Source organism: Streptomyces diacarni (assembly GCF_003323715.1).
GTDB classification, from domain to species: Bacteria; Actinomycetota; Actinomycetes; order Streptomycetales; family Streptomycetaceae; genus Streptomyces; species Streptomyces diacarni.
The window spans coordinates 511,223-533,328 of sequence record NZ_QOIN01000046.1 but is presented as its reverse complement, the minus strand read 5'-3'; the positions used below and the strand labels follow the sequence as shown (position 1 = coordinate 533,328).

Annotated in this window: 16 protein-coding genes; 5 read left to right on the top strand and 11 right to left on the bottom strand. The window is 73.3% G+C overall.

Going from position 1 to position 22,106, the window contains the following annotated elements; translation table 11 throughout:
• Positions 1-122: 122 nt before the first annotated feature.
• A complete protein-coding gene (locus DTL70_RS19135; protein ID WP_114023155.1) occupies positions 123-1,940 on the top strand; it encodes an acyl-CoA dehydrogenase in 1,818 nt (605 codons plus the stop codon).
• An 85-nt stretch (positions 1,941-2,025) separates the two neighbouring features.
• On the opposite strand, the gene DTL70_RS19130 is transcribed toward DTL70_RS19135, so the two are convergent.
• Positions 2,026-3,576, bottom strand: coding sequence for an FAD-dependent oxidoreductase (locus DTL70_RS19130; RefSeq protein ID WP_114023154.1), 1,551 nt, complete (start codon positions 3,574-3,576; stop codon positions 2,026-2,028).
• A 253-nt stretch (positions 3,577-3,829) separates the two neighbouring features.
• Between DTL70_RS19130 and DTL70_RS19125 the strand changes: the two genes are divergently transcribed.
• Together DTL70_RS19125 and DTL70_RS19120 are read left to right on the top strand one after the other, a co-directional pair.
• A complete protein-coding gene (locus DTL70_RS19125) occupies positions 3,830-4,609 on the top strand; it encodes a DUF6227 family protein (protein ID WP_114023153.1) in 780 nt (259 codons plus the stop codon).
• Positions 4,610-4,673: 64 nt separating this feature from the next.
• Complete coding sequence (locus tag DTL70_RS19120; protein ID WP_114023152.1) at positions 4,674-5,957, top strand: transglycosylase family protein; 1,284 nt, start codon at positions 4,674-4,676, stop codon at positions 5,955-5,957.
• A gap of 122 nt (positions 5,958-6,079) precedes the next feature.
• Here DTL70_RS19120 and DTL70_RS19115 read toward each other — a convergent pair whose 3' ends face one another.
• The 5 genes from DTL70_RS19115 to DTL70_RS19095 all read right to left on the bottom strand — a co-directional run bounded on the left by DTL70_RS19115 (position 6,080) and on the right by DTL70_RS19095 (position 11,307).
• Positions 6,080-6,787: an ABC transporter ATP-binding protein gene (locus DTL70_RS19115; protein WP_114023151.1), complete on the bottom strand. Its 708-nt coding sequence runs from the start codon at positions 6,785-6,787 to the stop codon at positions 6,080-6,082.
• A complete protein-coding gene (locus DTL70_RS19110; protein WP_114023234.1) occupies positions 6,784-7,737 on the bottom strand; it encodes an ABC transporter ATP-binding protein in 954 nt (317 codons plus the stop codon). Before DTL70_RS19110 ends, DTL70_RS19115 begins: the two co-directional genes overlap by 4 nt.
• Before the next feature lie 62 nt (positions 7,738-7,799).
• A complete protein-coding gene (locus DTL70_RS19105) occupies positions 7,800-8,669 on the bottom strand; it encodes an ABC transporter permease (RefSeq protein WP_114023235.1) in 870 nt (289 codons plus the stop codon).
• A gap of 2 nt (positions 8,670-8,671) precedes the next feature.
• Positions 8,672-9,652: an ABC transporter permease gene (locus tag DTL70_RS19100; protein ID WP_114023233.1), complete on the bottom strand. Its 981-nt coding sequence runs from the start codon at positions 9,650-9,652 to the stop codon at positions 8,672-8,674.
• Positions 9,653-9,711: 59 nt separating this feature from the next.
• On the bottom strand, positions 9,712-11,307 hold the full coding sequence (locus DTL70_RS19095; RefSeq protein WP_114023150.1) for an ABC transporter substrate-binding protein: 1,596 nt from the start codon (positions 11,305-11,307) through the stop codon (positions 9,712-9,714).
• 223 nt (positions 11,308-11,530) lie between these two features.
• On the opposite strand from DTL70_RS19095, the gene DTL70_RS19090 reads away from it, so the two are divergent.
• Both DTL70_RS19090 and DTL70_RS19085 read left to right on the top strand, forming a co-directional pair.
• Positions 11,531-12,352, top strand: coding sequence for an SAM-dependent methyltransferase (locus DTL70_RS19090; RefSeq protein ID WP_114023149.1), 822 nt, complete (start codon positions 11,531-11,533; stop codon positions 12,350-12,352).
• The gene (locus DTL70_RS19085) at positions 12,349-14,526 is read left to right on the top strand and encodes a putative bifunctional diguanylate cyclase/phosphodiesterase (RefSeq protein ID WP_114023148.1); all 2,178 of its coding nucleotides are present in this window, start codon (positions 12,349-12,351) and stop codon (positions 14,524-14,526) included. Before DTL70_RS19090 ends, DTL70_RS19085 begins: the two co-directional genes overlap by 4 nt.
• A 7-nt stretch (positions 14,527-14,533) precedes the next feature.
• Here the strand turns inward: DTL70_RS19085 and DTL70_RS19080 are convergent, their stop codons facing one another.
• The 5 genes from DTL70_RS19080 to DTL70_RS33600 form a co-directional block, all read right to left on the bottom strand.
• Positions 14,534-15,469, bottom strand: coding sequence for an alpha/beta fold hydrolase (locus DTL70_RS19080; RefSeq protein ID WP_114023232.1), 936 nt, complete (start codon positions 15,467-15,469; stop codon positions 14,534-14,536).
• 52 nt (positions 15,470-15,521) lie between these two features.
• Positions 15,522-18,707 carry a beta-galactosidase, LacZ type gene (gene lacZ / locus DTL70_RS19075; protein ID WP_114023147.1) on the bottom strand — a complete coding sequence of 1,062 codons (3,186 nt, stop codon included), beginning with the start codon at positions 18,705-18,707 and terminating at the stop codon, positions 15,522-15,524.
• Between the two features lie 69 nt (positions 18,708-18,776).
• A complete protein-coding gene (locus tag DTL70_RS19070) occupies positions 18,777-19,172 on the bottom strand; it encodes a DUF742 domain-containing protein (RefSeq protein ID WP_114023231.1) in 396 nt (131 codons plus the stop codon).
• A 156-nt stretch (positions 19,173-19,328) separates the two neighbouring features.
• On the bottom strand, positions 19,329-19,781 hold the full coding sequence (locus tag DTL70_RS19065; protein WP_114023146.1) for a roadblock/LC7 domain-containing protein: 453 nt from the start codon (positions 19,779-19,781) through the stop codon (positions 19,329-19,331).
• The gene (locus DTL70_RS33600; RefSeq protein WP_181860985.1) at positions 19,771-22,041 is read right to left on the bottom strand and encodes an ATP-binding protein; all 2,271 of its coding nucleotides are present in this window, start codon (positions 22,039-22,041) and stop codon (positions 19,771-19,773) included. Before DTL70_RS33600 ends, DTL70_RS19065 begins: the two co-directional genes overlap by 11 nt.
• Positions 22,042-22,106: the final 65 nt, after the last annotated feature.

Sequence of the window (22,106 nt, the reverse complement as noted above, 5' to 3'; positions counted from 1 at the left end):
GGTGGCCGTGGTTCCGGCGGGCGTTGACAGGACCTGACACGGAAGCGAGCATAAGCAAGCGCTTAGACACCCTCGTCGCGGCGCTCGCTCACGCCCGCCGCTCCCGGGATCGGAAAACCGTCATGGCCACACCCGCCACCCTGCTCTCGCACCGCGACCTCGACTTCCAGCTCCACGACTGGCTGAGGATCACCGCGCTGACCGAACGCCCCCGCTACCGGGAACACTCGCGGGAGACCTTCGACGACGCGCTGGCGCTGAGCGCACGCGTCGCCGCGGACCACTTCGCCCCGCACAACAAGCGCAACGACGGGGAAGAGCCCTGGTTCGACGGCGAGCGGGTGCACACGCACGAGGACGTCGCCGACGCGCTGGCGGTGTTCGCCGAAACGGGGCTGCTGGCGGCCGCCATGGACGAGGAGCACGGCGGCATGGGCCTGCCGCACGTCGTCAGCACCGCCTGCTTCGCCTACTTCCAGGCCGCCAACGTCGGCACCTCCGCCTACCCCTTCCTCACGCTCGGCAACGCCCGGCTGCTGTGCGCCCACGGCTCGCCCGAACAGGTCGACACGTACGTGCGGCCGATGCTGGAGGGCCGCTGGTTCGGCACCATGTGCCTGTCCGAGCCGCAGGCGGGCTCCTCGCTCGCCGACGTGGCGACCCGGGCCGAGCGGCGCGCGGACGGCACCTACCGGCTGTTCGGCACCAAGATGTGGATCTCGGGCGGCGACCACGAACTGTCCGAGAACATCGTCCACCTCGTGCTCGCCCGCACGCCCGGCGCCCCCGCCGGGGTCAAGGGGCTCTCCCTGTTCGTCGTCCCCAAGTACCTGGTCGAGGCCGACGGCACCCGCGGCGAGCGCAACGACGTGGTGCCCGCGGGCCTCAACCACAAGATGGGCTACCGGGGCACGACCAACACGCTGCTCAACTTCGGCGAAGGAGCCCGCCACCGGCCCGGCGGCGAGGCGGGCGCCGTCGGCCACCTGGTGGGCGAGGAACACCGCGGGCTCGCGTACATGTTCCACATGATGAACGGCGCGCGCATCGGCGTCGGCGCGGGCGCGATGGCGCTCGGCTACACCGGCTACCTCAAGTCGCTGGCCTACGCCCGCGAGCGCCCGCAGGGGCGGCCGCTGACCGCGGCGGGCAAGGACGCGGACGCCGGACAGGTGCCGATCGTCGAACACACCGACGTGCGGCGGATGCTGCTGGCGCAGAAGTCGTACGTGGAGGGCGCCCTCGGCCTCCTGCTCTACTGCGCGAAGCTCGTCGACGAAGAGCGCTCGGCCGCCTCCCACGAGGAGCGGGCGCGGGCCGCGCTGCTGCTGGACGTGCTGACCCCGATCGCCAAGAGCTGGCCCTCGCAGTGGTGCCTGGAGGCCAACGACCTCGCCATCCAGGTGCACGGCGGCTACGGCTACACCCGCGAGTACGACGTCGAACAGCACTACCGCGACAACCGCCTCAACCCCATCCACGAGGGCACGCACGGCATTCAGGGGCTCGATCTGCTGGGCCGCAAGGTGGTGCGGGGCGGCGGCGAGGGGCTGCGGGCACTGGGCGCCGTCATCGGCGGGACGCTGGAGCGCGCCGAGGCGGCGGGGGACGAGGCGGCCGGTCTCGCGGCGACGCTGCGGGGCTACTGGGAGCGGGCCGTGGCCACCACGGCCCGCGTGTGGGAGCCGGGTGACCCCCAGGTGGCGCTGGCGAACGCGTCCCTCTACCTGGAGGCCGTCGGGCACGTGGTGGTGGCGTGGATCTGGCTGGAGCAGTTCCTGGCCACGCTGGAGGCCGGGCCCGACGACGCGTTCCTGCGGGGCAAGCGGCAGGCGGCGCGGTACTTCTTCCGTGCCGAGCTGCCGCGCACGGGGCCGCAGTTCGACCTGCTGGCGGCGCGGGAGACGGTCGTGCTGGAGACCGACCCCGAGTGGCTGTAGCGGGCGCGGGGCCGCTCACCCGCGCGGCCCGGCGAGGCGCGGGGCCCCGGCTCGGGACCGGCCACCGGGGCGGAGCGCCGGCGCCTCACTCCTCGCCCAGGTCACGCGGCTCCAGCGGCCGGGTCGCCGGGCCCTGGATCACCGAGCCGTCCGTGCCGAACCGGGAGCCGTGGCAGGGGCACTCCCAGGCGACCTCCGCGTCGTTGAACCGCACCAGGCAGCCCAGGTGGGTGCAGCGCGGCGAGAGGGCGCGCAGCTCGCCCTCGGGGGTGCGGTGGACCGCGCAGCGCCTCCCCCGCACGCGCACGATGGCGCCCGTACCGGGGGTGATCTCCTCCACCGAGTCGACGTAGCCGGGACGCAGCCGGTCGCCGACGAAGCGGCGGGCCACCGTCGACTGGAGCCGCAGCAGCGCGGGTCCGTCGCTCGGGCGGAGCCTGACGGGGTCGTAGAGTCCCGCCCAGGCGGGCAGCTCGCCGCCGGTGATGTGCGCGGCCAGCAGCTGCCCCGCGAGCACGCCCGAGCTCATGCCCCAGCCGCCGAACCCGGTGGCGACGTAGGTGTGCTGGGTGGCGGCGTGGAAGCGGCCGATGTAGGGCACGCGGTCGGTGGTCTCGTTGTCCTGGGTGGCCCAGCGGTGTGCCAGCCGTGCCCGGGGGAACCGCTCGTACGTCCAGGCGGCGAGCCGCTCGTAGCGGGCGGCGACCGAACCGATGCCCGGTGTGCCGGGGCTGAAGGTCTCCCCGGTGACGATCAGCAGCCGCCTGCCGTCCCCGAACGGGTAGGGCGCCGTGCGCACCGAGCGGGTACCGCGCTCGGGGGAGAGGTAGGTGCCGCGCGGATCGTCCTCCTGGGGCAGCAGCGCGGAGATGACCAGTTCGCGGCGCGGTTGCAGCCGGGAGAACATCAACGCCCGGTCGAAGACGGGGTAGTGGGTGGCCACCACGACGTCGCGGGCGGCGACCTCGCCCCCGTTCTCCGCCGTCACCACGCACGGTTCGCCCTCGTCCAGGGCGACGACGCGGGTGCGCTCGTACAGCAGTCCGCCGCGGCGCCGAATGTCCTCGGCCAGCGCCAGCAGGTACTTGCGCGGGTGGAACTGCGCCTGGTTCTCGACGCGTACGGCCGCGCCCACCCGGAAGGGCAGCCCGGTGGCGGTCACGTACGAGGCGGCCAGTCCGGCCTCGGCCGCCGCGCGGGCCTCCTCGTGTATCTCCGCCACGTGTTCGGCCGACTCGACGTAGGTGTGCGCGGGGACTCGTTCGAACTCGCAGTCGACGCCCAGCAGCTGGGCGACGGCGGCCGCGTGCTCCACGGCCCCCTGCTGCGAGAGCGCGTAGAGCCGCGCGTCCGCGGGTGAGCGGTTGGCGCGCAGCCAGCTGTAGGACAGCCCCTGGAGCGCGGAGAGCTTGGCCGTCGTGTGTCCGGTGACGCCTGCGGCCAGCCGGTCGGACTCCAGTACGGCGACGCTCCGCCCCGCGCGGGCCAGCTCCCACGCCGTCGACAGCCCCGCTATGCCGCCGCCCACCACGGCGACGTCCACCTCGACCCTGCTGTCGGGCGGCAGCGGCTCCTGGGGCGTCGCCGCCGCTGAAAGCATCCAGTAGGACTCGTATCCGACGGGCAGTGTGGTCACCGCCGCGCTCCCTTCAGCCGGGGCCCGTCCCCCGTGACGTCCACCAGTGTCGTTCCCCCTCGGACGCCTCTCACCCCCGGATGTGCCCCGCCTGCGGGTCGGCGCACCGGCCAAAACCGGCCCAAGGAACGCCTCGCCACCGGGGCGGGGCGAGCGGAATTCCGCCAACTCCTCCCGCTCACCGCACTCGGAGCGCTACGGTGTGTGCGCGCGGGGACGGTCGGTAGTCTGCTGCACGCCGGGAGGGTCCGCGATGAGCGAGGAAGCTCACCTGACGCCTGCTCACCACCTTCACGAGCTGCTGGCCCGCGCCCAGAACCCCTTCGACGTCCCCGACGCGGTCCTCCACAGGCTGCGCGACGCGGTGATGTTCCAGGTCGAGCTCTACGGCTGGCGGCACCGCAACTCCCCGCCGCCCGCGCTGCGGTGCAGCAGTTTCCGCCACGTCTTCCTGCTGGCCGACGGGGCCAGTGTGCTGCTGTGGGAACTGTGTTACGACGGCCCCGAAGGCGCCGGCGAACTGCACGAGGTATACGACGACGCGGAGGCCTTGGCGCGCTCCGAGCGCCGGGTGCACCGCCAGATGGGCGAGGCCCACACACCGGACGCCTCGTTCGGCATCACCCGTACCTCTTTCGATTCCCCGCCGGGGCGGCCGGGGGCCGAGGTCTTCCCCGCCCGCGAGTACGTACGGGGCGGCTCGGCCGAGCACGCCCGCAGGCTGCTACGCAGAGCCGAGAACCCGGACCGCCCCGGTGAGGAGACGCTGCGGCAGCTGGCCACCGCGCTCGGACACCACATCACCCACGTCCCCAAACCGCACGCGCACCCCGGCGGCCCCGGCGAGGGCCAGGTGTGGTGCGCGGTCTACGAACACGCCTTCCTGCTGGCCGACGGGTACGAGGTCAGCCTCTACGAGCTGGAACACAACATGACGGCCGGCGGGCGCCTGGTGTGCGAGGTGTACCTGGAGGAGTCCGTCGCCGACCAGGCCGCGCACCGCCTCGGGCGCGGGCGCGGCCTGGACCTGTAGCACCGCGTCACCCCGCCACCGGCCGCGCAGGCGCGCGGACCGCCGAGCACCGGAGGAACCGGCCATGTCCGCACGTGGGCGCCACCGCCGACCCCAGCCCCGCTCCGCCGCGCGCGTCTCCAGGACGGTGACGGCGGGTGGCGCGGGTATCGCCTTACCCCTCGCCGCGGCCCAGCTCGCGCACGCCGCGCCGCAGGAGGTGTGGGAGAAGGTAGCGGCCTGTGAGAGCAGCGGCACGTGGGACATCAACACCGGCAACGGCCACTACGGCGGGCTCCAGTTCACCCGGAGCACCTGGGAGGCGTATGGCGGACGCGCGTACGCACCGCGGGCCGACCTGGCCTCGCCGAGCGAGCAGGTCGCCGTCGCCGAGAAGGTGCTGGACCGGCAGGGCCCCGGGGCGTGGCCGCACTGCGGTCCGCGCGCCGGTCTCGCCCGGGGCGACGCCGAGCCGCAGCGCGCCGATGCGCGTCCGAAGAGCGAACGGGCCCGCTCCGGCGAGCCGAAGAGCGTGCGGGCGCGGGCGTCGGAGGACGAGAAGGGCAGGAAGGCCGAGAGGGACGAGAAGGCCGAGAAGGCCAGGGCGTCGAAGGACAAGGCGGACCGGGCCAGGGCCGAGCGGTTGAAGAAGCAGACGACCTACGAGGTGGTCAGCGGCGACACACTCTCCAGCATCGCCGAAGCGGGCAGCGTGGAGGGCGGCTGGCACCGCCTCTACGACTGGAACCGCTCCACCGTCGGAGCCGACCCCGACCTGATCCTGCCGGGACAGCGCCTGGAGACGACGGGGCCTGCGCAGAAGACCGGGCGGAAGGAGAGCGGTCCCGACCGCGCCGAGCGCCCGGCCGCCTCCGAGCGGAAGGCGCACCAGGAGCAGACGCCCGAGAAGAAGGCTCCGCCGAAGAAGGCACCGCAGAAGAAGGCACCCCGTTCCTCGGGGGGTTCGGCTACCGCTCCCGTCGCCGGTGTCGGCCCGAGCACGGCCTACCGCGCGGCGGGCGGCAGTTGGTCGTCAGGGCACCACACCGGCGTGGACTTCCCCGTCTCCACCGGGACCTCCGTCAAGGCGGTGCTGGGCGGCACGGTGGTCTCGGCCGGCTGGCAGGACGCCTACGGCTACCAGGTGGTGCTGCGCCACAGCGACGGCAGGTACAGCCAGTACGGGCACCTGTCGGCGATCTCCGTACGGTCCGGGCAGTCGGTCGGTGCGGGAGCGCGCATCGGCCGCTCGGGCGCGACGGGCAACGCCACGGGGCCGCACCTGCACTTCGAGATCCGCACGGGGCCCGGCTACGGCAGCGACATCGATCCGCTGGCGTATCTGCGGCAGCACGGGGTGCGGCTGTAGAGCTTTGCCTGTGGGTGCTGTCCCGGCAACGGGGTGCCACTGTTCGTGGCGGGCGGTCTGCGGGTGGACTTCGGCGCGTGGGGGCAGTTCCCCGCGCCCCTCCGGGGCGCGGTCCACCGGTCCTAACGGTTCGGCCCGGGGGCCGGGGCCCGGGCCGGGAGTGCGATGCCCGGCATGTCCACCGTGCGGTCGCACCAGCGTTCCAGCAGGGTGCGGTCGTGGCCGACCGCGAGCAGGGCGGCGCCCGTCAGCTCCCGGTACTCCTCGACGACCGCCACCAGCGCCGCCGTGGTGGAGGCGTCGAGCATCGCGGTCATCTCGTCGCAGACGAGCACCCGGGGCCGTAGGGCCAGCGCCCTGGCGAGGCAGGCGCGTTGCAGCTGGCCGTCGCTGACCTCGTGCGGACGGCGGCCCAGCAGGTCGGTGCCCAGGCCGACGGAGCCGGCCAGCTCCCCGGTGCGCGTCAGCGCCTCGGTCTTCCGCCCGGTGGCGCGCAGCGGCTCGGCGATCAGCGCGGCGAGGGTGAGCCGGGGGTCGGCGGCCAGCCGGGGCTGCTGGAAGACGACGCCGACGGCGGTCCGCTGGGCGCGGGGCGCCCGGTGCCGCCAGCCACGCGCCTGGACGCCACCGAGGTGGACGGTGCCCGCGTAGGGGCGGTGCAGCAGCGCCGCGACCTTCGCCAGGGTGGACTTGCCGCAGCCGCTGGGCCCCAGCAGCCCGACGGCCTCGCCCCCGGCCACCGTCAGGGAGGCCTCGCGGACCACGGGGGCGCTCCGGTCATACCCGGCGGTGACCGCGCGCAGCTCCAGCGCGGGCGGGTTCGGCGTCATGTCCGGCTCCCTTCGGGACGCAGCCCGTGCCCGGCGGGCTCGGGCGCCGGCACCGGGTGGTGGCAGGCCACCGTGCCGCTCAGGGCCGGCACGGTCGCGCACGTGGCGTCCGCGCGGGCGCAGCGCGGCGCGAAGGCGCAGCCGGCGGGGAGGTCGCCCAGTTCGGGCGGCATGCCGGGGATGGGGCGGAACGCACGTTCTGGCAGCGCGTCCAGCAGGCCGCGGGCGTAGGGGTGGCGGGGTCCGGGAGCGCCGAAGAAGCCGCGCCCTTCGGCCAGTTCCACGACGCGGCCCGCGTACATGACGGCCACCCGGTCGGCGATGCGTTCGGCCGCCGCCAGGTCGTGGGTGATGATCAGCAGTCCGCGCCCCGCGTCGGCGTGGCCGCGCAGCTCGTCCACGGTGCGCTCGACCAGGTCGCGGTCGAGCCCGGTGGTGGGCTCGTCCGCGAGCAGCAGCGGCGCTTCGCCCACGAGAGCGAGCGCGGTGGCGGCCCGCTGGGCGAGTCCGCCGGAGAGCTGGTGGGGGTAGCGGTCGAGGTGGTCGGCGGGGAAGGCGGCGCGCCGTGCGGCTGCCGCGGTGGCGGTGGCCAGCGCCCGGCCCTTCGCCCCGGTCAGCTCCCGTACGGTCTCGGCCAGGTGGGAGCGGACCGTGCGCACGGGCGTCAGGTGGGCCGCCGGGCTCTGCGGGACGAGACCGACGCGCCGGCCGCGCACGGTGCGGGCCAGCGTGGCCTCGTCGGCGGCCAGGAGGTCGGTCGTCTCGCCGGGCCGTGGCCCGGACAGCAGCGCGGAGCCGCCGACCCGCGCGTTGCCGGGGAGGAGCCCCAGCAGCGCGGAGGCGAGTACCGACTTGCCGCAGCCGCTCTCCCCCACCAGCGCCAGGCACTCCCCGTGGGCCACCTCGAGGCTGACGTCGGTGACGGCGGCGATCTCGCGCCCGCCCCGCATCCCAAAGCGTACGGACAGGTCGCGGACGGACAGCAGGGGCTCGGGTGCGTCGGTGCCCTGGCTCACAGCATCAGCTCCGATCGGCGCCGCGGGTTGATCCGCTCCCGCCACACCCCGGCGAGGGAGGCGATGGCGAGGGTCGGGACGATGAGGAACAGGCCGGGGAAGAGGGTGGGCCACCAGTCGCCGGCCAGCAGGGTGCCCCGCGCGTCCTGGATCATGTTGCCGAGGCTGGCCCGGTGGGTGGGCAGGCCGAGCCCGAGGAAGGAGAGCGCCGACTCGTGCCAGATGGCGTGCGGCACCATCAGCACGGCGGCGAGTCCGGCCTGCGGCAGCACGCCTGGCAGCAGGTGCCGTACGCCGACCCGCCAGCGGGAGGCGCCGCCCGAGACGGCGGCGTCGACGAAGTCGCGGGAGCGCAGGGACAGCAGCTCGGCGCGCACGATCCGCGCGGTCGACAGCCAGTGGGTGAGCCCCACCGAGATGACGACGGGCCACACCCCGGGCCGGAACATGGCGACGATGAAGATGCCCAGCAGCAGGTGCGGCACGGAGGAGAAGACGTCCACGGCGCGCATCACCATCCGGTCGGTGCGGCCGCCGACCGCGCCGGCTGCGGCGCCGACCGCGGTGCCGATGACGGTGGCGGTCAGCGCGGCGACGACGCCGACGAGGAGCGAGACGCGCAGTCCGTAGACGCACCGCAGCAGCACGTCGCGGCCCACGTCGTCGGTGCCGAAGGGGTGGGCGAGGGAGGGCGCGTGGAGCTTGTTGGTCATGTCGACGGCCTGCTCGTCCAGCGGGACGAGCAGCGGCACGAGGACGACGGCCAGCAGGACGGCCGCCACCACACAGGCCGAGACGGGCAGCCGCAGGCCGCGGCCCGTCGCGGGCGTGCCGCGTGGGGTCCTGCGCCTGAGCGCCGCGGGGATGCTCACATCTCCTCCATGGCCACGCGGGGGTCGGCGAGTCCGTAGCCGAGGTCCGAGAGCAGGTTTCCGGCCAGTACCGCGACCGTGGCCAGCGTGGTGAGGGCGGCCAGCAGCGGGAAGTCGGTCGCGGTGGCGGCCTCGACGGTCGCCGAGGCGATGCCGGGCCAGCTGAAGACGGTCTCCACCAGCAGTGCGCCGGTGATGAGTTCGGGGATGCGGGAGCCGATCAGGGTGAGCACGGGCAGCAGCCCGGAGCGCAGCGCGTGTCCCAGCAGCACGGTCCGCTCGGACAGGCCGCGGGCGCGTGCGCCGCGTACGGCGTCCTCCGCCAGCGCGTCGCCGACGCCCTGGCGGACGTACAGCAGGAACCACGGCACCTGGGAGATGCCCAGCACCAGCGCGGGCAGTGCGAGGTGGCGCAGCAGCGCCGAGGCGGTGACGACGTCGCTGCCGCTGTCGGTGAGTCCGCCCGCGGGCAGCACGTCGAACTGGAGGGCGAACAGCCAGATGCCGAGCAGCCCGAGCCAGAACGGCGGTGCCGCCTCCAGCGTGTAGGACAGGGAGGTGACCGTCCGGTCGAGGAGGCCGCCCCTGCGGCGGGCCGCGGCGAGTCCGAGCACGGTGCCGACGAGCACCGCGAAGGCGAAGCCGACGGCGCACAGCAGGACCGACCAGCCGAGCCGTTCGGTGATGACCTGTGCGACGGGCTGGCGCAGGGAGGTGGAGTCGCCGAAGTCGCCGGTCACGGCGCTGGTGAGCCAGTTCCACCAGCGCTGCGGGAAGGGTCCGTCGACGTTCAGGTTGGCGCGCAGCTGGTCCAGGGTCTCCTGGGAGGCGTTGAGTCCGGCGGAGCCCGCGTACTGCTGGACGGGGTCGAAGGGGGAGGCGGCGGCGACGGCGAAGACGCCGAAGGTCACCGCGGCCAGTACGGGGACGGCGGCCAGCAGCCGCCGTCCCACCAGCCGGGCGGCCGGGCCCCACAGGGCGCGCCGGGCGGGGCGCTGCCGCGGGGGCCGCGCGGCCGCGGGTATGTCCGTTTCCGTCACTTCTCGGGCTGCCAGTCCTGGACGTTCCACCAGGGTCCCGCGCCGATGCCGTGGTCGTGCGGTTCGACCTGGGTGGTCAGCCCGCGCCACTTGTCGTCGATGACGTAGACGTGGTCGATGGTGGTCAGGAAGGTGTAGCCGGGGTTCTTGGCCAGGGCTCGCTGGACCTTGGTGTAGGCGGTCTTGCGCGTCTCGGGGTCGCGGCTGCGGCGGGCGGCGTCCAACTGCTCGTCGACGGTCTTGTCGTGGTAGTAGGCCAGGTTGTTCCAGCCGTTGCCGGCCTGCGAGGAGTGCAGCGTCGGGTAGAGGTCGAAGTCCGGGTCTGCGGGGAAGCCGTTGCCCAGCAGCATCGCGTCGTGCTTCACCTTGGGCCGGATGACCTCGCGGCTGCCTGCCTGGACCTGGACGTCGATACCGGCCTTCTTGGCGTCGGAGGCGTAGGCCAGTGCGTGGTCCTGGCGCAGCTTGTCACCGGAGAAGTACCAGAGGGTGAAGGCGGCGCGCTCGCCGTCCTTGCGGCGGACGCCGTCCTTGCCGGGCTTCCAGCCCGCGTCGTTCAGGATCTTCTCGGCCGCCTTCAGGTCGTGCGGCCGCTCGGTGCCCTTCGCGAACCAGGGGCTGTCGGTGGGCAGGGGCCCGTAGGCGGGCTTGCCGGCGCCGTTGAGGATCGACTTCACCATGGCCTTGCGGTCCACGGCCAGGTCGAGGGCCCGGCGGATCGCCTTGTCGCCGGTGACGGGGTTGTCGCTGGGCAGGGTGACGGCGCGGTAGTCGGCGGTCTTGGCACTGAAGGTGCGCTTGTCCTCGTCCTTCTCGTAGGTCTTGGCGAGGTTGGGCGGCAGGATGGCGCCGTCCAGGTCGCCGGAGCGCAGCCGGGTGGCGCGCACGTCGTCGTCCTCGATGACGGCGACGGTGAAGCGCTTGATCTTCGGCTTTCCGCCCCAGTAGTGCGGGTTGGCCTTGAAGCTGAGCTTCTCGCCCTTGCGCCAGCTGGTGAGGACGTAGGGTCCGGTGCCGACGGGCTCGGTGTTGTAGGAGCCAGTGTTGACGTTCGTCTTGGAGGCGACGGCCTTCGAGGCGATGGGCAGCACGGTGCGCTCGGCGAAGGCGGCGTAGGGGTACTTGAGCCGGAAGACGACGGTGTGCTCGCCCTCGGCGTGGACGCTGTCGACGGCGTCGAGTTCGCTCTTGGAGGCGTTGTTGGTCTTCTTGTCGAGGATCGTCTCGTAGGTGTAGACGACGTCCTTCGCGGTGAAGGGTTTCCCGTCGCTGAAGGTGACACCCTTGCGCAGGTCGTAGGTGTAGGTGCGGCCGTCCTTGCTCACCTTCGGCAGGTGGGTGGCGAGAGCGGGCTTGAGGTGCATCTGCGCGTCGTGGGTCAGCAGGCCGTCGAATATCTTCGAGTTGCCCTCTTTGCCGTATCCGAGGAGCGGGCTGAGGGTCTCGGGCTCCTGGGCGACGCCGACCGTGAGTGCGTCCGTGCCACCGCCGGGACCGCCCCCGTCATCAGGGGCTGAGCATGCCGCTGCTGAGGCGAGTACGACGGCGGCGGTCGCCATCGCGGTGGCCGTCCGTACCGTCCGGGCAGTCATCTGTGGCACACTCCTTGTTGGAAATCGGAGGCTCTTGCAAACAGCTCGCAATTAAATCATGCCGGAATGCACTATGCCCCGATACCTCCCGCCCGCGCTGTCAACACCCGGGCAAGATCCAGCCCCAGTAACGCTGTTTCCTTCCGTGCGCCGCTCCCCGGTCGTTAGCCTCATGGCCCCGACCGGAACTCCCCGGTGAACGCAGCGAGCTGGAGACCCCTCGATGGAACGTCCCGCCTGGGCCCCCCACGGCATCGACCTCACGGTGCCGAGCGTGTCGCGGATGTACGACTACTACCTCGGCGGCTCGCACAACTTCGAGGTCGACAGGGAGGCGGCACGCAGGGCGATCCAGGCGTGGCCGGGGCTGCCGAAGATCATGCAGAACAACCGCGCCTTCATGCGCCGCGCCATCCGCTTCGCACTCCAGGAGGGCGTCACCCAGTTCCTCGACATCGGCTCCGGCATCCCCACCTTCGGCAACGTGCACGAGGTGGCGCACGCACTGGAGAGGGAGGCCCGGGTCGTCTACGTCGACAACGACCCGGTGGCGGTCGCGCACAGCCGCGCCGTGCTCCAGGGCGAGCGGCGGGTGGGCATCGTCTCGGCGGACTTCCGCTCCCCGCAGGACATCATGGAGTCCCCCGAGGTGGAGGACCTGCTCGACCTGCGCCGTCCTGTGGCCCTGATGCTCGTCGCGCTGCTGCACTTCGTCGAGGACCGCGACGAGCCGGGCACGTACCTCACCGAACTGGCCCGGCACCTCGCGCCTGGCAGTCTGCTCGTGCTCTCCCACGGCTCCCCCGAGGCGGGGCCGAGACGCGACGGCGGGGTCGGCCTCAAGGAGGTCTACAGCACGGCGAACGCCCCGCTGGTGATCCGCACGAAGGACGAGATCCGGCTGTTCTTCGAAGGCTTCGAAGTGGTCGAGCCCGGTCTGGTCCCGGTACCGCAGTGGCGGCCCGACGGACCACCGGAGTACGAGGAGAGCGGCGCCTGCGGCGGCTTCGCCGGAATCGGCCGTAAGGCGGTAGGCGCCGCGTGACTTCGCCAAACGAGCGCGGGGAGGACCGCGAGGACTGCGACGGCGGGGAAGACGGGCTGCGCAGGTTCGCCCGGATCTGGAGCCGGACGATCTACCCGGCGACCCAGACCTCCCTCACCCGTGCCGAGTTGGAGGACTTCCTCCATCCGCTCGCCGTCCGTCTCGGCGAGGCCCTGCACGCCCACCCGTTCACCCCCTCGGCAGGCCGCGAGGTCGGCCGGGCGCTGGTGGACGAGGCGCACTGCACCAGCCCCGACGCGCTGCCGCACGTCCTCGGCGTGGTCGAGTCCTACCTCGTGCTGTACGCGGCCGGACTCGCGCCCGCCGCGGGCGTCCCGGGCGCGCTCGGCGTCGATGAGACCCGCTCCCGCTGCGCCCGGCTCCAGCACGCGCTCGCCGCCGGGTTCGCCTTCGCGGTCCGCGAACGCACCCTGGGCGAGCAGGAGTCGCTCTCGCGGGCCGCGCTGGCCGCCCAGACCGCCGTCGAAGAGGCCCTGCACGCCTCCGAGACCCGCTTCCGCGCCGTCTTCAAGGACGCCACCATCGGCATCGGCATCGCCGACATGAGCGGCCGGCTGCGGGACGCCAACGGCGCGCTGGCCCGGATGTTCGGGCGCTCCGAGGAGGAGATGCGCCGCCGCAACCTCAACGACTGGGTCCACCCCGACGACGCCCCCGAGGTGTGGCGGCTCCACCGCGAGCTGGCCCGCGGGAGGCGCGACCACTTCCGGGTGGAGAAGCCCTACCAGCGTCCCGACGGCACCATGCTGTGGACCAACCTGACCGTCTCGCTGCTGCGGGACGCCGAGGGCGAACCGCGCTACCAACTCGCCCTCATGGAGGACGTCACCGAGCGGCGCCTGCTGCACCTGCGTCTGCGCTACGAGGCCACCCACGACGAGCTGACGGGGCTGCCCAACCGCACGCTGTTCGCCGAGCGCCTGGAGCGGATCCTCAGCCCCGGCGGCGGCGTGCGCAGGTTCGGGCTCTGCTACCTGGACATCGATGGCTTCAAGGCCGTCAACGACAGCCTCGGACACGCGGTGGGCGATCAGCTCCTGGTCGCGGTCGCCGAGCGCCTGCAGTCCTGCACCACCGCGCCGGCCCACCTGGTGGCCCGGATCGGCGGGGACGAGTTCGCGGTGCTGATGTCCGACCCGCAGGACACCGAGGAGGTCACCTGCCTGGCGCGCTCCCTGCTGGCGGCGCTGGCCACCCCCATCAGCGTCGACGGACGTGAGCTGTCCGTACGCGCCAGCATCGGCATCGTGGAGGGCGCCTCGGGCCGGCTGGAGCCCGCGGAGGTGCTGCGCAGCGCCGACATCACGATGTACCGGGCCAAGGACGCCGGGGGCAACCGCTACGCGCTGGCCGACCCGGACTCCGAGGCCCGCGCCATCGACCGGCACAGCCTCACCAACCACCTGCCGGGGGCACTGGAGCGCGACGAGTTCTTCCTGGAGTACCAGCCGCTGATCCGGATGAGCGACGGGCAGGTGGACGGCGCCGAGGCGCTGGTCCGCTGGAAGCACCCCGTGCACGGCCGGCTGGGCCCCGACCGCTTCATCCCGCTGGCCGAACACACCGGGCTCATCGTGCCGTTGGGCCGCTGGGTGCTGGAGCAGGCCGTCTCCCAGGCCTGCACGTGGGCCGGCGGGCAGCCGCTGCGCGTCAACGTCAACCTCTCCCCCCGGCAGCTGCACCATCCCGATCTGGTGCCGGATACCATCGCGGTGCTGGAGGCCGCCGGAGTGGCGCCCTCGTCGCTGTGCCTGGAGGTCACGGAGTCGGCGCTGATCAGCGCCGACGAGGACGAGCTCAAGCCGTTGTGGCAGCTGGCCGACCTCGGGGTGGACATCGCGCTGGACGACTTCGGTACCGGCTACTCCAACCTGGCCAACCTGCGCAGGCTCCCGGCGACGACGCTCAAGCTGGACCGTTCCTTCACCCAGGGGCTCCAGCGCCACCCGGCCGACCCGGTGGACCTGACCTTCGTCGAGGGCATCGTCTCGCTCGCGCACGCGCTCGGCCTGGCCGTGACGGTGGAGGGCGTGGAGACGGAGAGCCAGGCCGACCAGCTGCGGCAACTGGGCTGCGACACGGCACAGGGCTGGTACTACGCGCGTCCGGCCCCGCCCGGCGAGTTCGCCAAGGACTGGGCGCGGGCGGGGTAGCGCCGGGTCAGGGACCGACGTCCAGGTGGCTCTCGAACCACTCCAGCAGGTCCGCCTGGACCTCGTCCTTGTCGGTCTCGTTGAGGATCTCGTGCCGGGCGCCCTCGTACGCGCGCCAGCTCAGGTCGTGCGAGCCCAGGTAGCGGAAGTCCTCCAGCAGCTCGTAGACGAGCGTCATGCGCTGGTGGCAGGGGTCGAGCTCGCCCACGGCGACGTGGACGGGGAGGGCGCGGGGGATGCGGGCGAACTGCTCCGGATCGTTGATCTTGCGGTTGGCGCGCACCCAGTCCAGGGACAGGCCCGCGCTGAAGGAGAAGCCGCAGCGCTCATCCTCGGCGTAGGCGTCCACCTCCGCCTCGTCGCGGGAGAGCCACTCGTACCCCGTGCGGTGGGTGAACGCGTCGTTGAACGAGGCGAACAGCTCGGCGGTGAAGTCCGAGGGCGCGTTCCTGCCCCGCTCGGCGCTCTCCCGCTCCAGCCGCCGGATCGCGCTCTCGGTCTCGGTCCCCGGCAGGCACCGGAAGGTGCCCGAGAGCACCAGACCCGACAGCTCCTCGCCGTACTCCTGGGCGTAGTCGCGGGCGAGCTGGGAGCCCAGGCTGTGCCCGAGGAGGAAGCGGGGCGCGTCGGAGGGCAGGTGGGCGCGCGCCCGGTCGCCGACCTCCTTGAGGTCGGCGACCGTGGCGCGCCAGCCTTCTTCGCCGACGGCGCCCAAGCCGCCGGTGAACTGCGCCGTCGCCCCGTGCCCCCGGTTGTCGGAGGCGACGACGGCGTACCCGTTCCGGGTCAGGAAGCGGGCGAAGCGGTCGTAGCGCCGGGCGTGTTCGGCGGCGCCGTGCGCGAGCTGCACGAGGGCGCGTACGTCCCCCTCGGGAAGCCAGGTGTAGGTCGCCACCCGCGTCCCGTCCGCCACGGTCGTGAAGTCGTCCCGCCGGTCCGTCACGTCCAGCCCCTTCCCGCTCACCTGTGCTCGCTCGCCACCTGAGCGCCGGCCGTCACACCGCGCGCAGGCGGTAACCGTAGCGGTAGGTGCGGTCCGCGTGAAGGAGGTACTGCTCCAGTGGCGCCGCGCCCCAGGAGTCGTTGCCGCCGAGCCCCATCTGGCGGTGGTTGACGCCGAGCACCGTCTCCTTTCGCGGTGTCAGCTCGTGCGGGTGCTTCGGCCCGTCCAGGTCGGCGGGGGTGTACCGCAGCGCGCTCAGCTCCAGGTGGTCGCCCGGCTCGGTGCTCACCCGCAGCCCGGTGCCGTCCTTGCCGCTCAGCTCGCCCCACCGCACGTCGGTGACGTTGCCGCACTGCTGCGGCCGCACGTACGGGGTGAACTGCTCCTCGACACTTGAGCGGTAGCGGCCCACGGCGGCGCCCGTACGGCGGTCCCAGTAGTTCTCCTGCGGCCCGCGCCCGTACCAGGTGAAGGCGGAACGGTCCTTCGGCAGGGTGAGCAGCGCGCCGACCATCGGCAGGTCGGGCAGGCCCGCGCCGGGCTCCAGCGTGTGGGCGACGCGGACCTCGCCGTCCCCGCGCACGGTGAAGACGGTGGTGAACGCCGAGGTCGCCGGCGAGGTCGGCAAGGTGCTGCGGACCTCGATCGTGACGACGGAGCGGTTCTTCCTGGCCACCTTCACCTCGTCGGTGGTCCGCTTGGCGCCCGCCTCCTTCCAGGTCGCGGCGGTCTTGTGGAAGCCGCGGCCGATGTCGTTGTCGGTGGGGCCGCGCCAGAAGTTGGGCACGGGACCGGCCGAGAGCACGACTGCGCCCTTGTGCCGGAAGTCGGTCAGGGTGCCGCCGGCCTTGTCCAGGGTGAGGGTGAAGTCCCGCCCCGTGACGGTGACCTCGTTGCCGCTCTCCGCGTACTCGACGGGCGGCAGCTCCTCTTCGCCGGGTTCCCGCGGCGCCGGGGTCTGCCAGTCCTCCAGCTGGAGCTGCCCGGTGGCCACCTCGTGCCCGGCCTTGGCCCAGGAGGTGCCGTGGCGCAGTACGAGGGAGAGGTTGAGCCAGTACTCGGCACCCGGCACGGGCTTGCCAGGGCGGGTGAGCGGGAGGCGCACGGTGCCCGTCTCGCCGGGTCCCGCGGCGGGCGGCTTCGCCGTGCCGTGCTGCTGCCGCTCGCCGTCGCGGGTGACCTCCCAGCGCAGCTCGTAGGCGTCGAGCCCGAGGAACAGCTGCTTGTTGGCGACCTCGACCTCGCCCTCGGCGGCCTTCTTCCCGTGGAACGCGATGCGCTGGTAGACGTGTTTGACCTCGGCCAGCTCCGGCTCCGCCTCGCGGTCGGAGCGGATGACCCCGTTGCAGCAGAAGTTGCCGTCGGTGGGATAGTCCTTCACCCAGTCACCGCCGTAGGAGAGGTAGGTGCGGGACGCGTCGCCGGGCACGGGCTTGCGGATCGCCTGGTCGACCCAGTCCCAGATGAAGCCGCCGTGCAGGTTGGGGTACTTCTCGAAGAGGTCCCAGTACTCCTTGAGGTTGCCGGTGCTGTTGCCCATCGAGTGCGCGTACTCGCACAGCAGGAACGGCTTGGGGTTGCCCGACTCGCCGTACTTCTCGACCTCTGAGGGCGGCGCGTACATCCGGCTCTCGACGTCCGCCACGGAGCTCATGCCCTCGTAGTGCACGGGGCGGCTCGCGTCGCGCTCGTGGATCCAGTCGGCCATCTTCGCGAAGTTGTCGCCGCCGCCCGCCTCGTTGCCGAGCGACCACATCACCACGCAGGCGTGGTTCTTGTCGCGCTCGACCATGCTGCGCGCCCGGTCCACACAGGCCTCGGTCCACTCCGGGAGGGACCCGGGGACGGTGTCGCGGACGCCGTGGCTCTCCAGGTTCGCCTCGTCGACGACGTACAGGCCGTGCTCGTCGCACAGTTCCAGCCAGCGGGTCGCGTTGGGGTAGTGCGAGGTGCGGACGGCGTTGATGTTGTGCCGCTTCATCAGTTCGATGTCGCGCAGCATCGTCTTCTCCGGCACGGCCTGCCCGTGGTCGGGGTCGGACTCGTGCCGGTTGGTGCCCGCGAAGACGAGCGGCTTGCCGTTGATCTCCAACTTGCCGGGCCCGAAGGTCAGCTTGCGGAACCCGAACCGCACCCGCTGGATCTCGCTCCTCCCGCCGCTCGGCCCCTCGACCGTCAGCACGAGGGTGTAGAGGGCGGGACTCTCGGCGGACCACAGCGCCGGGCGGCGCACCGTACCCGTCAGGTCGACGTCGCCGACACCACCTGCGGGCGGCCGTACGGTGCCGCTGAGCCGCCCGGTCTCCACCCGGCGCCCGTCCGCGTCGTAGAGGACGCCCGTGACCGTGTACGTGCCGACCGTGCCGCCGGTGGTGTCCCGCACGCGGGTGCGCACGGTCAGCTCCGCGCTGGTGAGCGCGTCGTCGAGCGCGGTGCGGACCTCCACGTCGTGCAGGTGCACGCGCGGTACCGAGTACAGGTAGACGTCGCGGAAGATCCCGGACAGGTCGATCATGTCCTGGTCTTCCAGCCAACTGCCGTCCGACCAGCGGTAGACCTCGACGGCCAGAGTGTTCTCGCCGCGCCTCAGATGCTCGCTGATGTCGAACTCGGCCGGGGTGTAGCTGTCCTCGCTGTAGCCCACCTGCCGGCCGTTCACCCACACGAAGAAGGCGGACTTCACCCCTTGGAAGGAGAGGAGGGTGCGCCTGCCGTCCCAGTCGCGCGGCACGGTGAAGGTACGCCGGTAGGAGCCGACCGGGTTGAACTCCTGGGGGACGGCGGGCGGCTCGGGCTCCTCGTAACCGATCCACGGGTAGCGGACGTTGAGGTAGATGGGTTCGCGGTAGCCGTGCAGCTCCCAGTTGGCGGGGACGGGCAGGGTGTCCCAGTCGCCGTCGTCGTAGTCGGTGCGGTGGAACCCCTCGGGCCGCTTGTCGGGGTTCTCGGACCAGCGAAAGCGCCAGTCACCGTTCAACGACCTGTGGTACGGCGAGTGCTCCCGCCCGCCGCGCAGCGCTGACTTGGTGTCCCGGCAGGGGACCAGGACCGCGCGCGCCGGTTCCCTGTTGATCTCGAAGGTGGTGGGGTCGGCGTCCCACTCCCGTCCGGTGCGGGCCGCCGCCGGTCTCCGTCCGGCCGCGAACGCCGCCTTCTGTTCCGAGAAGGCGGCATATCCCGCGAGAACGCCGCCACTTGCCGCCAGAAAACTCCGTCGTGCCCAGGGCTTCGCTTCCATAACCCACAAGACACCACAGCAACCAAGCAATAACAACGGTTCCGCACAACTTCTCTCACCATGTTCCTGTCATGGCCGGGTGGGGAGCCGTCGGCGAAGCCCCTCCAACAGCGTCTCCAGCACCTCACGTTCCACCGCCCCGTGACCGGCACCCACCCGCGCCGGGGCACGCACGGCGACGGCACCGCTGTCGAGGAGATCGCAGAGCACGACCTTGGTCACCACCACGGGCAACCGCAGCTGCGCGGCGAGCTCGGCCACCGAGAGGGGGCCGCCCGCGCACAGCTGGATCAGCCGCCGGTGCTCAGGGCCGAAGTAGCGCAACGGCCTGGCCCCCGTCGCCCGCACGAGCGTGGTCAGCTCGAACCCGGTGGTCGGCCTGGTACGTCCGCTGCTCGCCGTGTACGGGCGCCCCAGCCGCCCCGCCGCCTCGTCGAACTGCGGCGGAGCGCTCCCGCACGACAACGGCGTCCCCCCGTCCTGCGACGGTGCCTCACCGCACTGGCGCGGCGCCTCCCCGTCCGGCGGCGGCACCTCACCGTCCGGTGGCCGTGCCGGCAACGGGTGGGGCGGCCGCGCGGGAGGGTGCGGCGACGGGGGCGGAGTGCGCACGAGGTCCGCTCACGCGGGCCCTGGCTGCCGCGCCGGGGTCGACAGCAGGGAGCGCACCCGCTTGACGAGCATCGCCATCTCGTACCCCAGCACCGCGGCGTCCGCCTCCCGCCGGGCCAGCACCGCCAGACACGCCCCCTGCCCCGCCCGCGTCACGCAGAGCAACGACCTGTCGAGCTCCACCACCACCTGCCGCACCCCGTCGCCGCCCGCCATGCGCACCCCCAGGCTGCGCGAGAGCGAGTACAGCCCCGAGGAGAGCGCCGCCATGTGATCGGCGGTGTCGGGCTCCAGACCGTGCGCCGCCTTCACCAGCCCGTCGGCCGACAGCAGCAGCGCGCTGCTCGCGTGCGGCACCCGCTCCACCAGCCCGGCCAACAGCCAGGACAGGTCGGTGTGGTGGGCCCCGGGGATGGCACTGGAGCCTCGGGGAGCCTGGGGTGCCTGGGTTTCACTCGCCATGGTCGCGCTCTTCTCCTGGGTGGGGCGGCGGGTGTCCGCCGGCCGGATGGTCGATACCGTGCGCGAGAGTGCTGCCCCGGCGGAAGGCCGCCATCAGCCCCGGATCGTGCCCGCCCTCGTCGCGAGCGCTCCCGGCCGGCGGCAGAGGTTCGCGCAGCTCCGGCGCCAGATGCGTCTGCCGGCGCCGCCTGGGCAACGGAGGCCGGCCGGCCAACGGTTCGCCCTCCGCAGCACCCCGCCCCTGCGGCGAGGCTGCGCCCCTCCCCTGCGCCGGAGCGGCTGCCTGTCCCTGCGCCGGAGCGGCTTCCCGTCCCGGTGTCGGATCCGTGCCCCGGCGCGGAGCGGCGCCCTGCCCCCGTCCCGTGGGCGTCGCCTGCCCCTGCCCCTGGGCCGCGGTCGCGCCCTGTTCTCGGCCGGAGAAGGTGCCCGGTACCTCGCCGGGGCCCTCGGCCCTCCGCGCCTGCCCGGCAGGCCCCGGCGGGCCGGGCGCACGCCGGTCGCGGTCGCGTGCGTCGCCCTCCGGGCGGCCCGTGGACTCCGTCTGCCCCGACGTGCGCAGGGGGGCCGGGGTGGCGGGGCCGCGCTGTCCGCCCCGCGCCCGTGCGCGTGGCCGGGGGTCCGCCGGAGAGTCCGCGCCCGCGTCGGCGTCTCCCGCGCCCTGCTCCTCCCCCAGCGCGCGGCCCTGCTCAGCGGGGAGCGCCGCGTGGTGAGCTGCGCTCCCCGACGCGGAGCCGGCTTCCGCACCGGTACCCGCGCCCGGCCCCGGGCCGGGGCCCACTCCCGCACCGGGCCCCGGACTCGCTCCCCCGCCAGGCATTGAGCCCGCTCCCGCACCGGGTCCCGAGCCCGCTCCCGCACCGGGGTACCCGGCGGGGCCGGCTGCCGCAGACGGCGCGGCACCCGGGCGTGCGGCACCCAGGCGTGCCTCACCAGGGTCCGAGCCCGTGCCCGCACGGGCGAACCCCCCGGGGCCGGACCCCGCGTGCGGTGCCGCCCCCGCGGGCGCCGCGCCGGAGAGGGTGGTCGCGGGGGCGCCGGCCGGCGGGGCGGCCGGTCCGGCGCCGCCCGCGCCGCCGCCGTCCCGTCCGCCGTTGGGCAGCGCCGCCTTGCCGTGTCCTGCCGGCTCGCCCAGCAGGCTCCGGGGCAGGACGGCCACGGCCTGTACCCCGCCGTAGATGTTGTTCTGGAGCTGGACGACGACACCATGGCGGTGGGCGAGGGCCGCTACGACGTACAGTCCGATGCGGCCGTCGCGCACCAGTGCCGGCACGTCGATGCCTTCCGGGTCGGCGAGGACGGCGTTGAGTTGGTTCTGCTCCTCGGGGTCCATGCCGAGGCCCCGGTCCTCGACCTCCACGGCGAGCCCGGCGGTCACCGGTTCCGTGCGGACCAGGACGCGGGTCTCCGGCGCGGAGAACACGGTGGCGTTCTCGATCAGTTCGGCCAGCAGGTGGATGACGTCCGCGACGGCGTGCCCGCGCACGGCGCCCTCGATCGGCGGGACCAACTGCACCCTGGTGTAGTGCTCCACCTCCGCGACGGAGGACCGCAGCACCTCGGAGAGGGAGACCGGACGCGTCCACTGGCGGTGGGCGACGGCGCCGCCGAGGACGGCCAGGTTCTCGGAGTGGCGCCGGATGCGGGTGGCGAGGTGGTCGACGTGGAAGACGCCCTTGAGCAGGTCGGGGTCCTCCACCTCGTGTTCCAGGTCGTCGATGAACCGGATCTCGCGGTGGACCAGGGACTGGAGCCTGCGGGCGAGGTTGACGAACACCTCCATCTTCTCCTCGCCCTCCCCGCGCGCCCTGCCCATGAGGGCGACCGCCTCCGCGACGGCGGCCTCGGCGCCGCACTGGGCGAGCGCGGCCTGGTGGACGAGCAGGTCGAGCCCGTCGCCGACCGGCTCGCCCTGCGGGGCGCGGGTGCGCGGCACGGGGCGCTCACCGTGCCGCAACGCCCAGAGCATGGACTTGAGTTCGGCCTGACCGCGGGCGGTGGCACGGCGCAGTGCGGCGCAGCGCTCGGCGGTCCCCCGGGCTTCGGCCGCGGCGAGGTAGGCGGCGGCGCCCGGCACGACGCAGCAGATGAACGCCCCGGCGGCCAGCACTCCCCAGACCGGGGCGCCGAGGGGCGCGCCGCCGCGGCCGCGCAGGACGCAGACGACGACGGCTGCGCCGGTGAGGGCGACGAGTCCGGCGGGCAGGACGGCGAGCCGCACCAGCCGTCGGCGGACGGCGGCGTCTCCCACGTTCTCGCGCACGTTCTCTCGGGTGCGGGGCTTGCCGTGCCGGCGGCGTGCGGCGCCGTGCCTGCCGGTGTTTCCGG

Excerpts from the sequence above, each read along its gene's own strand:
- lacZ (WP_114023147.1), bottom strand. The coding sequence starts at position 18,707 with ATGGAAGCGAAGCCCTGGGCACGACGGAGTTTTCTGGCGGCAAGTGGC.
- DTL70_RS19120 (WP_114023152.1), top strand. The coding sequence starts at position 4,674 with ATGTCCGCACGTGGGCGCCACCGCCGACCCCAGCCCCGCTCCGCCGCG.
- DTL70_RS19090 (WP_114023149.1), top strand. The coding sequence starts at position 11,531 with ATGGAACGTCCCGCCTGGGCCCCCCACGGCATCGACCTCACGGTGCCG.
- DTL70_RS19135 (WP_114023155.1), top strand. The coding sequence starts at position 123 with ATGGCCACACCCGCCACCCTGCTCTCGCACCGCGACCTCGACTTCCAG.
- DTL70_RS19110 (WP_114023234.1), bottom strand. The coding sequence starts at position 7,737 with ATGCGGGGCGGGCGCGAGATCGCCGCCGTCACCGACGTCAGCCTCGAG.
- DTL70_RS19115 (WP_114023151.1), bottom strand. The coding sequence starts at position 6,787 with ATGACGCCGAACCCGCCCGCGCTGGAGCTGCGCGCGGTCACCGCCGGG.
- DTL70_RS19125 (WP_114023153.1), top strand. The coding sequence starts at position 3,830 with ATGAGCGAGGAAGCTCACCTGACGCCTGCTCACCACCTTCACGAGCTG.
- DTL70_RS19095 (WP_114023150.1), bottom strand. The coding sequence starts at position 11,307 with ATGACTGCCCGGACGGTACGGACGGCCACCGCGATGGCGACCGCCGCC.
- DTL70_RS19065 (WP_114023146.1), bottom strand. The coding sequence starts at position 19,781 with ATGGCGAGTGAAACCCAGGCACCCCAGGCTCCCCGAGGCTCCAGTGCC.